Source organism: Streptomyces sp. CA-111067 (assembly GCF_050956065.1).
GTDB lineage: Bacteria > Actinomycetota > Actinomycetes > Streptomycetales > Streptomycetaceae > Actinacidiphila.
This window is the reverse complement of record NZ_CP192103.1, coordinates 1,159,013-1,172,211: the sequence shown is the minus strand read 5'-3', so window position 1 is coordinate 1,172,211 and position 13,199 is coordinate 1,159,013. Positions and strand designations below refer to the sequence as shown.

Below are 13,199 nucleotides of genomic sequence, written 5' to 3'. Positions count from 1 at the left end.
TGTGTCGATCGCGGCCGGTGCGGGTGCGGGGTCGGTCGTCGTGCGTGTCATGGGGTGTGCTTCTCCTGTGGGGCTCTGCTGGTTGCCGGGTTCGTCGGTTCCCCGGCCTTGGCGGGCCGGGTGTTGGTGCCGCGCAGCAGGGAGGCGATGGCGGCGAGGAAGGCGAGGGTGGCGCCGAACGCGAAGACGATGACCAGGCCGGAGTGGAACGGACCGGCGATCAGCGACGGGAAGAACTCCCGTCCGGTCAGGGTCTGTTGCTGCGCCGCCGTCAGATGGGACAGGGTGCCGGTCGGCTGGAGCAGGTGCTCGACCGGGTTGACGCCGAGCTGGGCGGCGAACAGCGAGGAGACCGGGGGCAGTCCGCCGACGTGGTCGGCCACATGGGCCGGTACGCCCTGCTGTTGCAGCCCGCTGGTCAGGGAGTGCGGGAGGCTGCTCGCCAGTCCGGCGATCATGAGCGAGAAGAACACGCCGATGGACACGGCGGTGCCGGAGTTCTGGAAGGTGGCGCGCATGCCGGAGGCGACCCCGCGCAGCCGGGCCGGCACGCTGCCCATGATCGAGGAGGAGTTGGGGGAGGCGAACATGCCGCTGGCGATCCCGTTGAGCGCGATCAGCAGGGCGAAGATCCAGTAGCTGAAGTCGATCGGCAGCACCATCAGGCCGAGGAAGCTGCCGCCGAACAGCACCGCGCCGCTGGTGGCCAGGCCCCGGGAGCCGAACCGGTCGGACAGGTAGCCGGAGACCGGGCCCGCGGCGAGGAATCCGGCGGTCAGCGGCAGCATGAAGATGCCGGCCCACAGCGGTGTGTCGCTGTAGTCGTAGCCGTGCAGCGGCAGCCAGATGCCCTGCAGCCAGATGATCAGCACGAACTGCATGCCGCCGCGGCCGATCGAGATGGCCAGGCCCGCCAGGTTGCCGAAGGTGAAGGCCCGCAGGCGGAACAGGCTCAGCTGGATCATCGGTGCGGAGACGCGGTTCTCGATGACCACGAACGCCGCCAGCAGGATCAGCCCGCCGGCGATCAGGCCGTCCACCAGCGGGTTGGTCCAGCCCATGGTGTGCCCGTGGTAGGGCTGGAGGCCGAAGGTGACCGCGATCAGGACCGAGCTGAGTCCCACCGCGAAGGTGATGTTGCCCCACCAGTCGATCCGGCCGCCGCCGCCCTTCGCGGTCTCCCGCAGGGTGCGGTAGGCCCACACCGTGAAGAACACGCCGACGGGCACGTTCACCCAGAACACCGCGCGCCAGTCCCAGGCGGACAGCAGCCCGCCGGCCACCAGGCCGATGAACATCCCGGCGAGCGCGGCGACCTGGTTGATGCCCAGCGCGAAGCCGCGCTGCTCCTTGGGGAAGGCGTCGGTGAGGATCGCGGCGGAGTTCGCCGTCAGCATCGAGCCGCCGACGGCCTGTAGCAGCCGCCAGCCGATCAGCCACATCGCGCCGTGGCCGCCGTCGAACGGGTCGAAGGACAGCAGGATCGAGGCGAAGGTGAAGACCGCGAACCCGGAGTTGTAGATCTTCACCCGGCCGTACATGTCGCCGAGCCGGCCGACGGTGACCACCAGGACGGCCTGTACCAGCCGGTATCCCATGATCATCCACAGCAGGTACGCGATGTTGCCGGGGGCCAGCGGGTCGAGGTGGATGCCGCGGAAGATGGCGGGCAGCGCGATCAGCACGATCGAGCCGTCCAGGGCGGACATGAAGACGGCGGCGGTGGTGTTGGTCAGCGCGGTCCACTTGTACCGGTCGTCGGTCGACCGGCCGGCGGGCGCGTTGGAGGGCTCGGTCATCAGCGCGCTTCCCGTATGTTCTGCGCGAGCCGCTCCAGGAGCGGCGCCGCCGCGGCGAGCTGGCGGACCTCGTCGGCGGTGAACTCGCCGCTGGTCAGAGCCTCGGCGACCAGCTCGGCGCGGGCGTTGCGCTTGTCCTTCAGCGCCCGCGTGCCGGCCTCGGTGACGTTCAGCACGACACGTCTGCCGTCATCCGGATCCGGCCGCCGCTCGACGAGCCCGCGGGATCGCAACGCGCCGAGCGTGGCCCCCATCGCCTGCGCGGTGATCTGCACCTGCCGCGCGAGCGCCGACGAGGTGGCCGGCCCGGCCCGCTCGAGCAGCGAGAGCGCCGTCCGCTCGGGCATCGTCAGCCCCCCGCCCGCCGGCACCTGCCGCGCCCGCCGCACCAGCGCCCCGACCCCGGCGAGCAGGGCGGCGGCAACCGTGCCGGGATCCAGATCATCGTCCATATGCTAAGTCTAACTTATAAACCTGCCTTACTGCTTCCGGGGGGTGGCCGGCCCCGCCGGGCGGCGGGTCCGGGGCGGTCGGAACGGCTACGGCGCGAGGTGCTCCGCCGGTGCTGCGGCGGGCTTCCGCAGCGTGCGCCAGGCGAAGCCGGTTGTCAGGGCGGCCGCCAGGAACAGCAGGGTGAACCACTGGAAGTACCAGTGGCTGCCGGACGGGTCGTAGACGGCTGCTCGGGGCCAGGCCAGGTTGACGGTCATCGTCAGGCCGTAGAGGAGGGCCAGGGCGTTGACCGGGACGGCCCAGCGGCCCAGGGAGAACAGCGGGTTGCCGGAATCGTCGGTTGCCGGGGGGAGCGGGGCGCGGAAGCGGCGGAGGAGTTGCGGGCCGGTGACCATCGCGTAGGCGAGGTAGAGCATCACGATGCACGTCGTGCCGATCGCCAGCCACGCCTCGGGGGAGGCGAAGCTGAGCAGCAGCAGCGCCGCCGAGAGCGCGCCGACCACCAGCGCGGGGGCCGGCGGCTGGCCGGTGCGCGGCGAGACGCGGGCGAGGGTCGCGGAGAACGGCAGCGCCCGGTCGCGGGCCATCGAGAACAGCATCCGGGTGGCCGACGTCTGGATGGCGAGCGTGGCCACGGCGACCGCCACCGCCACGTCGCACAGCAGCGCCCGGCCCGGCCCGTCGCCGAGCCGGCTGGTGAGCACGTAGGACAGGCCCTCCGTGCCGAGCCGGCCGTCGGACAGGCTGGGCGCGGCGAGCAGCGCCGCCAGCACCAAGAGCGTGGCCAGCAGCCCGGCCGCGGTGAGCGCGGTCAGGATCGTCCGCGGCGCGACCCGGCGCGGCGAGCGGGTCTCCTCGCTCATCTCGCCCGCGCTGTCGAAGCCGATCATCACGTAGGCCGCGGCGAACGAGCCGACCAGCAGGGCCGATCCGCCCGCCCCGCCGTGCACGGTGACCGACGGCGTCCGGTCCGCGTGCGTGAACAGCAGCACGATGATCAGCACCGCGCCGATGATCTCCGCGGTGACCCCGATCCGGTTGACCAGCGACATCACCCGGTTGTCGAGCAGGTTCACCGCCGTGGTGAGGACCAGCAGCGCGATCCCCAGCACCGCCGCGTTGGCCGCGCCGTCCGACGACACCGGCGAGGTGTCCGTACCGATCAGCTGGAAGCCGGACCAGACCGCGGGCAGCACGACCTGGAGCGCCAGCGCCGCCGCGGCCACCACCACGATCTGGCCGAGCACCATGATCCAGCCCGCGTACCAGCCGAACACCTTGTTGCTGAGCCGGCTCGACCACTGGTAGACCGCGCCGGAGATCGGGTAGCGGGCGGCGAGTTCGGCGAAGCAGGCGGCGACCAGCAGCTGGCCGATCAGCACGGCCGGCCAGGTCCAGAAGAAGCGCGGGCCGCCGAAGGAGTAGCCGAAGGCGAAGAACTGGAAGACGGTGGTCAGGACGGAGATGAAGGAGAAGCCGGCCGCGAAGGACGCGTAGCGGCCCATGCTGCGGTGCAGTTCCTGGCGGTAGCCGAACCCGGCCAGACCGGAGGTGTCGGAACCCGGATCCGAGCGGACGTCGGTAGGTGCGGTGGCGGTCATGCCGGCCCCCTCGTGTGTATTCCTGTCAGGCGACAGAAATTAGGGACCTGGTGTTTCACCGCGATGACACGTTCATGTCGGCCGCGGGCCGAAGTCCTCACGCCCGCCGCCGCGGTACGCTCCTCGAAATTCGCGATGTATCGCGGTTGTCCGCCCTCGCATGACGCGATATGCTCGGCCACGGATATACGGTGACGAGTGAACGGAGGCGAGGAGATGGCGACCGGGCGGCGCAAGCTCACCAACCCGCTGGCGCTGGCCGTCATGGTGTTCCTCAACGAGCGCCCGATGCACCCGTACGAGATCGCCAGGCTGCTGCGCCAGCGCGGCAAGGAACACAGCATCAAGATCAACTACGGCTCGCTCTACACCGTCGTCCAGAACCTGGAGAAGCACGGCCTCGTCGAGGTGGCCGGGGTGCAGCGGGAGGGCAACCGCCCCGAGCGCACGCTCTACGGCCTCACCGACAAGGGCAGGATCGAGTCGCACGACTGGCTCGCCGGCCTGGTGGCCGTGCCGGCCAGGGAGTACCCCGCCTTCGGGGCGGCGCTCTCGCTCATCGCGGCACTGCACCCGGACGAGGTCGTCGAACTGCTGGAGGAGCGGGCCGGCACCCTGAACGTGAACAGCGCCGCGCTGCGCGGCGTGCTGGACCAGCTCGACGAGGAGCTGCCGCGGCTGTTCCTGCTGGAGACCGAGTACCAGCGGCACATGATCGAGGCCGAGCTCGGCTGGATCCGCGGCCTGCTCGCTGAGCTGGCGGCCGGCACGGTGAGCGGCACGGCCGACTGGCGCAGCTGGCACGAGACCGGCGAGATCCCCGAGGGCATGGCCGGCCTGGAGGAGGAGTTCGCCGCCTCCGAGACGGCCGAGCAGATCCGGGAGCAGATGCGGAACATCTGACCCGTGAAGAACCCAAGACCTGGACGTTCCGGGAGTCCCCGGACGTCCGGCCCCCGGCGCCGCTGCGGCAACAGCGGACACCGGAGCGCGAACCACCGGACGGCCGCCTGCGGGAAGCAGGGGCCGGGCGACGGGTGCCGCACACCCACTTTAGCCCGGCTTGCTCCCTAGGCCCGTTCCCGTTTCCGATCCCGGTCGCCTGACCAGCGGATCCACGGACCGACCCCTACGCGGAGGAGCCCCACCATGACCACCCGAGCGCCCGCGGTAGCGGCGCAGGAACTGCTCAAGACCTACCCCGGCGGGGTGAAGGCGCTCGACGGCATGAACGTCAGCGTCACCGCCGGCACGGTCTTCGGACTGCTCGGCCCCAACGGCGCCGGCAAGTCCACCACCGTCAAGATCCTCACCACCCTCGCCCGCCCCGACTCCGGCACCGTCGAGGTGGCCGGCCACGACGCCCTGCGCCACCCGGACCGGGTGCGCCGCTCCATCGGCGTCGTCTCGCAGAAGTCCGGCGCCGACCCGGTCGCCACCGGCCGGGAGAACCTGGTGCTCCAGGGGCGGCTGTACGGGCAGCGCGGCGCCGCCGTCGGCAAGCGGGCCGACGAGCTGCTCGAACGCTTCGACCTCGGCGACGCGGCCGGCCGGCAGGTCAAGACGTACTCCGGCGGCATGCAGCGCCGCCTGGACGTCGCCCTCGGGCTGATCCACCGCCCGCAGGTGCTGTTCCTGGACGAGCCGACCACCGGCCTCGACCCGGAGTCGCGCGGCGCGATGTGGGACGAGATCGCCCGGCTGGCCGGTGACGAGGGCCTGACCATCCTGCTCACCACGCACTACCTGGAGGAGGCCGACCGGCTCGCCGAGCGGATCGCGATCGTGGACCGCGGCCGGGTGGTGGCGGAGGGCACCCCGGACGAGCTGAAGGGCGAACTGCGCGGCGACGCCCTCCAATTGGAACTGCGTGACGATCCCGGACCGGTGGGCGCCGACCTGGTGGCCACCGCGCTGGCCGAGTTCACCGAGGTACGCGAAGTGACCGTCGACGGGCGGCGGTTGAGTGCCCGCTCGGACGACGGACCCGCCGCCGTGCCGCACGTGCTCGCCGTACTCGAACAGCAGGGCTTCTCGGTGGCCACGGTCACCGTCGCCCGCCCGTCGCTCGACGACGTCTACCTGCGCTACGCCGGCCGCCGGTTCTCCGACGCGGACGCCGCCACCGCCGGCGCGGGCACCGAACCCGCCACCGTCGCAGGAGGCACCCGATGAGCGCGCTCGGCAGCACCGTCAACCAGACCTGGTACATGACGCAGCGTCAACTCGTGGCGATCCTGCGGCAGCCGGTCTTCGTGGTCATCACCCTGGTCCAGCCGGTGATCTGGCTGTTCCTGTTCGGCTCGCTGTTCAAGAAGGTGGTCGAACTGCCGGGCTTCGGCGGCGGTTCCTACCTGGACTACCTGGTGCCCGGCGTGGTCGTGATGAGCGCGGTGTCCTCCAACATGTGGGCGGGCATGGGCACGTTGGAGGAGATCGAGCGGGGCACGCTCAACCGCTTCCTGATCACCCCGGTCAGCCGGGCCGCGCTGATGAACGCCAACGTCGTGCAGCAGGGCCTCAGTACCGCACTGCAGTCGGTGATCATCGTGCTGCTGGGCAAGGCGGGCGGCGCGCACTACCCCGGCGGGATCACCGGACTGCTGGTGCTGATCGTCGCCTCGGTCCTGCTGGGCACGGTCTTCGGCGCGTTCTCCAACGCGCTCGGCATGCTGGTCAGGCAGCGCGAGAGCATCATCGGCATCAACACCTTCCTGCTGCTGCCGCTGACGTTCCTGTCCTCGGCGTTCATGGCGTCGGCGCTGATGCCCGGGTGGATGCGGCACGTCGCCGCCTTCAACCCGGTCAACTGGGCGCTGATCGCCGGGCGTTCGGCGATGGCCGCCGACCCGGACTGGGGCGATGTGCTCAGCCGCGGCGGCGGGCTGCTGGCGCTGGCCGCGGTGGCGGTGGCGCTGTCCACCCGCACTTTCCGCTCGTACCAGAAGTCGGTCTGAGCCCCAGGGACCTTAGGGCCCCGGACCTCAGGGCGCTGTCACTCCCGGGCGCCGGACCGCGACGCCGCGACGAGCGCGGCTGCGGCCGGGCCCGGTCAACCGACCGGGCCCGGCCGCCATTTGGCACCCGTATCCGCATCCGCACCCGCATCCGACGCGGCGGCGGCGACCGGGCGCACCCTCACGCCTCGGCGGCCTCCTGCTCCCGCTCCACCTGCGCGTTCCACTCCCGCTTGGACGCCTGCCAGCCGTCCTCGTCCGCGCCCCGCCGCCAGTAGCCCGAGATCGACAGCTGCTCGCGCGGGATCGCGCGCTCGACCCGCAGGTAACGGCGCAGCTCCTTAACGAAGTTGGCCTCGCCGTGTACGAACGCCTGGAGGTCGCCCGGCGGGAACTCCAGCGCGGTGACGGCGGCCACCAGCGCCTCGCCGACCGGCCGCTCGCCGCGGTGCAGCCAGACGATCTCGGCGTCCGCGGACGTGAGCAGCTTCTGCTCCTCCTCCGGCCCCGCCACCTCCACGAAGACCCGCGCGGTGGCGCCCGGCGCCAGTTCTTCGAGCGCCGCCGCGATGGCGGGCAGCGCGCTCTCGTCGCCCGCCAGCAGGTGCCAGCCGGCCTCCGGGTCCGGCGCGTAACCGCCGCCGGGGCCCGCGAAGTAGATGCCGTCGCCGGGCTTGACGGACGCGGCCCACGGTCCGGCCAGGCCCTCGTCGCCGTGGTGGACGAAGTCCACGGTGATCTCGCCGGCCTCCTGGTCCCAGGCCCGTACGGTGTACGTCCTGGTGCGCGGCCACTGCTCGCGCGGGAAGTCGCGGCGCACCGCCTCCATGTCCAGCGGCTCGGGGTAACTCACGCCCTCCGCCGGGAAGATGAGCTTGACGTAGTGGTCGGTGCTGACACCGAGCGGCAGCCCGGACAGCGTCTCGCCGCCCAGCACCACCCGGATCATGTGCGGGGTGAGCCGCTCGGCGCGCACCACCCGCGCGTGATGCGGCCTGGGGGTCCTGCGTGGCGCTCGATCCGCCATGGATGTGCTCCGCTCTGTTCGCTCACTGCCGGGTCACTGCTGTGTCACTGCCGGGGTCTCTCATCGCTGGTTAGGTAAGCCTAACTCAATGCCCGATCGCGCACCGGTTTCCAGCGGTTCACTTCTTCAACGCGGTGCCACCTCTTGACGTCCGCCGGGCGGCATCGCTTCCATGCTGGGTATGGGAGCGCTCCCATCACCCCGCACGGAGGCTCCACGCCACACCACGAAGTACGCGTTCCGTCCCCCCACCGAGAGGAATCGCACCGTGGTCCCCATCCCGGACTCCCCGAGTCCACGCATGTCCCCGCGCCGGCTGCGTACGGTCATCGCGGCCGGCGCCGCCGCCGTCCTGCTCGCGCTGCTGTCGCTGTTCGGACAGCCGCACGCCAGCGCCGCCGCCCGGGGCAAGAACGCCGCCGCCCCGGTGGCGAACGCGGCCGCCCCGGGCTACTGGCACACCAGCGGCCGGCAGATCCTGGACTCCGCCGGCCAGCCGGTACGCATCGCGGGCGTCAACTGGTTCGGCTTCGAGACCGCCAACTACGTGGCCCACGGCATCTGGAGCCGGGACTACAAGTCCATGATCGACCAGATGAAGTCGCTGGGCTACAACACCATCCGGCTGCCGTACAGCGACGACATCTTCAAGCCGGGCACCATGCCCACCAGCATCAACTACTCGAGCGGCATGAACGCCGACCTCCAGGGCCTGGACTCGCTCGGCGTGATGGACAAGATCGTGGACTACGCGGGCTCCATCGGCCTGCGGGTGATCCTGGACCGGCACCGGCCGGACGCCAGCGGGCAGTCCGCGCTCTGGTACACCGCCGCCGTGCCGGAGAGCACCTGGATCACCGACCTCAAGGCGCTGGCGACCCGTTATCTCGGCAACCCGGCCGTGGTCGGCATCGACCTGCACAACGAGCCGCACGACCCGGCCTGTTGGGGCTGCGGTGACACGACCATCGACTGGCGGCTGGCCGCCGAGCGGGCCGGCAACGCGGTGCTCGGCGTCAACCCCGACCTGCTGATCTTCGTCGAGGGCATCCAGACCTTCAACGGGGTCTCCGGCTGGTGGGGCGGCAACCTGATGGGCGCCGGGCAGTACCCGGTGCAGCTCAACGTCGCCAACCGGGTGGTCTACTCGGCGCACGACTACGCCACCAGCGTCTCCCAGCAGCCCTGGTTCAACGACCCGTCGTTCCCGGCGAACATGCCGGGTATATGGGACAAATACTGGGGCTACCTCTTCAAGCAGAACATCGCCCCGGTATGGGTCGGCGAGTTCGGCACCACGCTCCAGTCGACCACCGACCAGACCTGGCTGCGCACGCTGGTGGACTACCTGCGGCCCACGAGCACGTACGGCGGCGACAGCTTCAGCTGGACGTTCTGGTCCTGGAACCCCGACTCCGGTGACACCGGCGGCATCCTGAAGGACGACTGGCAGACGGTGGACACCGTCAAGGACGGCTACCTGGCGAGCATCAAGGCCCCCGGCTTCGGCGACTCGGGCGGCGGCACCTCGGCGGGCACCTCGGCCGGCACCTCCAGCGGCACGTCGAGCGGAACCTCGGCCGGCACCACCACCGGTACGTCAAGCGGTACGAGCAGCGGCACCTCGTCCGGCACCTCGGCAGGCACCTCGTCCGGCACCACCACCGGCTCCACCGGCGGCACCGGAAACGGCAAGGCCTGCACCGCCGTCCTGCACATCGACAACCAGTGGAGCACCGGCTTCACCGCCACCGTCACCGTCACCGCCGGTTCCGCGCCCACCTCGGGCTGGTCCGTGGGCTGGACCTGGCCCGGCGGCCAGCAGGAGACCAGCGGCTGGAACGCGACCATCAAGCAGACCGGCGCCTCGGTGACCGCCGCCAACCTCTCCTACAACGGTTCGCTGGCCGCGGCCGGCTCGACCACCTTCGGCCTCCAGGGCACCTCCAGCGGCACCCTCACCGCACCCGCCCTGACCTGCGCCGCCACCTGAACGTCCACCTGACCACCCATCCGAACCACTGCCTCCCCGCTGGCGGGCCCCTGCTTCCAGGGGTCCGCCGGTCTCATGGGACGAACCCGTGCGGGACCTCTTGGCATACCGACTGGTCGGTACTAACCTCTGGCCACACTCGGAGCCGCGGTGCACCGCACTGGTGTTCCACAGTTCCTCCGGGCCTCCACCGGTTTCCAGTACCTCCAGGAGAGCCGTATGTCCGCCACTCCGACGTCCTTCGACGCGAACAGACCCGGGCCCGACCCCCTCGTCGCCGGCCCCTCGCCGCTGCACCGGCTCTACCGCCGCGACCTGGCCCAGTACCCGCCCACCGGGCGGCGGATGGCGTATCTGGCCATCGTGGTGATCACCACCGTCGTGCTGTACTACATGCTCTACATCCAGTACGCCGTCGCGACCTCGATCATCGGGCACTTCGGCATGACGTACCGGTACTTCGTCTGGGTCTCGGTGATCGGCAACGCGGTCGGCGCCTTCGCCTCGCTGGTGGCCGGCCTCGCCGACCGCTGGGGGCGGGCGAACCTGGTCGTCTACGGGCTGCTGGTCGCCTCGGTGCTGGTGTTCTTCGGGCTGCCCAACGCCGGCGGCAAGGCCACCTACCTGGTGCTCTTCGCCCTGGTGAGCTTCGTCGAGGGCATCGTGCTGGTGGCGACCCCCGCGCTGATCAGGGACTTCTCACCACAGCTCGGCCGGGCCACCGCGATGGGCGCCTGGACGATGGGACCGGTGGTCGGCAGCCTGGTGGTCACCACCGTCACCAGCCACACCCTGGACTCGTCCAGCTGGCAGGACGAGCTGCGGTACTCGGCGATCGCCGGCTTCGCGGTCTTCGTGGTGGCGATCTTCGCGCTGCGCGAGCTGTCACCGCGGCTGCGCGACCAGATCATGGTCACCCTGCGGGACCGGGCGCTGGTCGAGGCGCGGGCCAAGGGGATCGACCCGCAGGCCGCGCGCAGCGGCCAGTGGCGGCAGATGCTTCGGCTGGACGTGGCCGGCTCCGCGGTGGCCATCTCGGTGTTCCTGCTGCTGTACTTCGCCGCTGTCGGCAACTTCGTGGTCTTCTTCGCGACCACCTTCGGCTACAGCGAGCAGCGGGCCAACGCCGTCGCGAACTGGTACTGGGCGGCCAACGCGATCGCGCTGGTGGTGGTCGGCCTGCTGTCCGACCGGCTCAAGGTGCGCAAGCCGTTCATGATCGTCGGTGCGGTCGGCTCGATCGTGGTGACCTCGCTGTTCGCGATCAAGACCACCCATCCGGGTACCGACTACTACACGTTCGCCTGGCTGTTCGTCGGCATCGGCGTGTTCAGCGGTGTCGCCTACGGACCGTGGATGGCGAGCTTCACCGAGACCGTCGAGAAGCACAACCCGGCGGCCACCGCGACCGGCCTGGCCGTCTGGGGCTGGACGATCCGGATCGTGGTGGCGGTCTCCGCGGCCTTCATCCCGGTCCTGGTCACCGCGGTCACCCCGCTGGTCGAGCACGGCACCGAGGTGTCGGCGGCGTCCCAGCAGGCCGCGCCCGCGCTGGCCATCGTCAAGGCGCATCCGGACATCTTCGCCGAGCTGGGCAAGTACACCCCGCAGACCACTCCGCCGGAGCTGGCCGCGCGGGCCGCGCAGGAGGTCGGGGTGGCGAACCTCGGCGTCGTGCAGAAGGCGCAGCCGCAGCTGGCCGTCCTGAACAAGTACGGCACCAAGGTGCAGAAGGCGTCCGCCGACGGTCCCGGGCAGTGGCGCGACTGGTGGTGGATCTGCGTCGGCGGCCAGGTGCTGTTCCTGCCGTTCGTCTTCGTGATGGCCGGCCGCTGGAGCCCGAAGAAGGCCCGCGAGGACGCCGAGTCCCACCAGCAGGCGGTGGACCGCGAGATGGAGGCGCTCGCTCCGGAAGGCGCCTGACGCCGGCCCCGGCGGCGGTCGCGAAGCGAGTACCCCCGCACCGCTTGCCGCCCCACCCACCGCACCGGCCGCTGCCGTCACCATCGGCGGCGGTCGGTGCCAAGAACCACATTCCCCGGCCGTCACGGGAGTTGGCGGCTAAAGTCCCCGATCATGAACGAACGTCCGTTTGAGGCTCTGGGGTTGAGTGCCGACGCGGACCGGGTCTATCCGTTGCTGGTGGCCACCAGGGGAGTGGCGGACGGTGAACTGGCCCGGCAGTTGGGGGTGTCGCCCGAACGGGCGCGGGCCGCTTGTGCGGAGCTTGCGGCCCGCGACCTGGTGCGGCTGGGGCGGGACGGCCGCTGGTATCCGCTGCCGCCGCAGACCGGTCTGCTGCCGCTCGTCTCCCGCGCGCAGGAGCAACTGCGCCGCGGGCGCGAGCTGTTGGACCGGCTGGGGGTGGAGTACCAGCGGGTGCACGAGGGCCACCGCGCCGAGGAGGCGGTCCAGGTCGTCACCGGCCAGGCCGCGATCGGCCGGCTGATCGAGCAGACCCACGCCGCCGCCCGCACCGAGCTGCTGACCTTCGTCCGGGCCTGCCCCGAGGCCGGCGGGGTGCGCGATCCGCTGCTGTACGGGGGGTCCACGGCGCGGGTGCGGCAGCGGGTGGTGCTGGAGCGGGCGACGCTCGAAGTCCCCGACGCGCTGCGGTCGTTGGCCGGGAGCGCCGGTCCGCCGGGGCTGCCCGCCGACGGCGCGCAGCTGCGGGTCGCGGGCCGGCTGCCGGTCAGGATGTGCGTGGCCGACCGCTCGGTCGCGCTGCTCCCGCTGGCCGCCGACGCCCGGCCGCCGGACCCGGTCCTGCTCGCGGTCCGCCCGAGCGGCCTGCTGGACGCGCTGCTCGCGCTCTTCGAGTCGGTGTGGGCGGCCGGGGTGCCGGTGGCCGTGCCGGACTCGGGCGCCCGCAGCGCCCTGCACCTGCGCATACTCGCCATGCTGGTCAGCGGCAGCACCGATACGGCGATGGCCCGTTCGCTCGGCATCGCGGTCCGCACCGTGCAGCGCCATGTGGCCGCGATGCAGCGGGACGCGGGCGTGGACAACCGCGTCCAGCTCGTCTGGCACGCCGCCCGGCACGGCTGGCTCGACGACACCGGGTGAACGGCGGCCGGCCCCCGCCCGCCTGGCACCAAGTGCCGTGCGGCCGTTGCCGATCGCCGGGTTCCTGTGCGAAGTGCCCGATGCCCGGTGTGCATTGTCCGGATGGCAGGAAGGCGACTACCGCTTTCGCCGCCATGGATGTCATGTGTCCGACAATAGTTTCAGGTTCCACTGGGGTGGGTGAGGCACAGGTATACGCCAGCGGTCCGATCGGGCCGCGACCGGCCGTGTGATCGGCGCGGCCCGGTCCTTGCCGGCATCCAGGGAGACCTCCCTTGCGCATACCCTTTCTCAGACGCGGAG

10 protein-coding genes are annotated in these 13,199 nt (G+C 71.2%); 6 read left to right on the top strand and 4 right to left on the bottom strand.

Features of this window, described 5'->3' with window-relative positions:
- Positions 1-47: 47 nt before the first annotated feature.
- The 3 genes from ACQPW6_RS05055 to ACQPW6_RS05045 all read right to left on the bottom strand — a co-directional run bounded on the left by ACQPW6_RS05055 (position 48) and on the right by ACQPW6_RS05045 (position 3,853).
- Positions 48-1,799 (bottom strand): MFS transporter, encoded by a 1,752-nt coding sequence (locus ACQPW6_RS05055; RefSeq protein ID WP_433888314.1) that lies wholly within the window; start codon positions 1,797-1,799, stop codon positions 48-50.
- Positions 1,799-2,251, bottom strand: a complete 453-nt coding sequence (locus tag ACQPW6_RS05050) for a MarR family winged helix-turn-helix transcriptional regulator (RefSeq protein ID WP_433888313.1) — start codon at positions 2,249-2,251, stop codon at positions 1,799-1,801. The genes ACQPW6_RS05055 and ACQPW6_RS05050 overlap by 1 nt, the downstream gene beginning before the upstream one ends.
- An 87-nt stretch (positions 2,252-2,338) precedes the next feature.
- Positions 2,339-3,853 carry an amino acid permease gene (locus tag ACQPW6_RS05045; RefSeq protein WP_433888312.1) on the bottom strand — a complete coding sequence of 505 codons (1,515 nt, stop codon included), beginning with the start codon at positions 3,851-3,853 and terminating at the stop codon, positions 2,339-2,341.
- 216 nt (positions 3,854-4,069) lie between these two features.
- On the opposite strand from ACQPW6_RS05045, the gene ACQPW6_RS05040 reads away from it, so the two are divergent.
- From ACQPW6_RS05040 to ACQPW6_RS05030, 3 genes are all read left to right on the top strand, one after another.
- Positions 4,070-4,756 carry a PadR family transcriptional regulator gene (locus ACQPW6_RS05040; RefSeq protein ID WP_433894427.1) on the top strand — a complete coding sequence of 229 codons (687 nt, stop codon included), beginning with the start codon at positions 4,070-4,072 and terminating at the stop codon, positions 4,754-4,756.
- Between the two features lie 246 nt (positions 4,757-5,002).
- Positions 5,003-6,028 (top strand): ATP-binding cassette domain-containing protein, encoded by a 1,026-nt coding sequence (locus ACQPW6_RS05035; RefSeq protein WP_433888311.1) that lies wholly within the window; start codon positions 5,003-5,005, stop codon positions 6,026-6,028.
- Complete coding sequence (locus ACQPW6_RS05030; protein WP_433888310.1) at positions 6,025-6,810, top strand: ABC transporter permease; 786 nt, start codon at positions 6,025-6,027, stop codon at positions 6,808-6,810. The genes ACQPW6_RS05035 and ACQPW6_RS05030 overlap by 4 nt, the downstream gene beginning before the upstream one ends.
- Positions 6,811-6,991: 181 nt before the next feature.
- Here ACQPW6_RS05030 and ACQPW6_RS05025 read toward each other — a convergent pair whose 3' ends face one another.
- Positions 6,992-7,837, bottom strand: coding sequence for a siderophore-interacting protein (locus ACQPW6_RS05025; RefSeq protein ID WP_433888309.1), 846 nt, complete (start codon positions 7,835-7,837; stop codon positions 6,992-6,994).
- Between the two features lie 301 nt (positions 7,838-8,138).
- Between ACQPW6_RS05025 and ACQPW6_RS05020 the strand changes: the two genes are divergently transcribed.
- The 3 genes from ACQPW6_RS05020 to ACQPW6_RS05010 all read left to right on the top strand — a co-directional run bounded on the left by ACQPW6_RS05020 (position 8,139) and on the right by ACQPW6_RS05010 (position 12,896).
- Positions 8,139-9,830: a cellulase family glycosylhydrolase gene (locus ACQPW6_RS05020; RefSeq protein WP_433894426.1), complete on the top strand. Its 1,692-nt coding sequence runs from the start codon at positions 8,139-8,141 to the stop codon at positions 9,828-9,830.
- A gap of 219 nt (positions 9,831-10,049) precedes the next feature.
- Positions 10,050-11,753 (top strand): MFS transporter, encoded by a 1,704-nt coding sequence (locus ACQPW6_RS05015; protein WP_433888308.1) that lies wholly within the window; start codon positions 10,050-10,052, stop codon positions 11,751-11,753.
- 153 nt (positions 11,754-11,906) lie between these two features.
- On the top strand, positions 11,907-12,896 hold the full coding sequence (locus ACQPW6_RS05010; protein WP_433888307.1) for a LuxR C-terminal-related transcriptional regulator: 990 nt from the start codon (positions 11,907-11,909) through the stop codon (positions 12,894-12,896).
- Positions 12,897-13,199: the final 303 nt, after the last annotated feature.

Coding starts and splice junctions, on each gene's coding strand:
- ACQPW6_RS05055 (WP_433888314.1), bottom strand. CDS start 1,799: ATGACCGAGCCCTCCAACGCGCCCGCCGGCCGGTCGACCGACGACCGG.
- ACQPW6_RS05050 (WP_433888313.1), bottom strand. CDS start 2,251: ATGGACGATGATCTGGATCCCGGCACGGTTGCCGCCGCCCTGCTCGCC.
- ACQPW6_RS05010 (WP_433888307.1), top strand. CDS start 11,907: ATGAACGAACGTCCGTTTGAGGCTCTGGGGTTGAGTGCCGACGCGGAC.
- ACQPW6_RS05045 (WP_433888312.1), bottom strand. CDS start 3,853: ATGACCGCCACCGCACCTACCGACGTCCGCTCGGATCCGGGTTCCGAC.
- ACQPW6_RS05035 (WP_433888311.1), top strand. CDS start 5,003: ATGACCACCCGAGCGCCCGCGGTAGCGGCGCAGGAACTGCTCAAGACC.
- ACQPW6_RS05025 (WP_433888309.1), bottom strand. CDS start 7,837: ATGGCGGATCGAGCGCCACGCAGGACCCCCAGGCCGCATCACGCGCGG.
- ACQPW6_RS05015 (WP_433888308.1), top strand. CDS start 10,050: ATGTCCGCCACTCCGACGTCCTTCGACGCGAACAGACCCGGGCCCGAC.
- ACQPW6_RS05040 (WP_433894427.1), top strand. CDS start 4,070: ATGGCGACCGGGCGGCGCAAGCTCACCAACCCGCTGGCGCTGGCCGTC.
- ACQPW6_RS05030 (WP_433888310.1), top strand. CDS start 6,025: ATGAGCGCGCTCGGCAGCACCGTCAACCAGACCTGGTACATGACGCAG.
- ACQPW6_RS05020 (WP_433894426.1), top strand. CDS start 8,139: ATGTCCCCGCGCCGGCTGCGTACGGTCATCGCGGCCGGCGCCGCCGCC.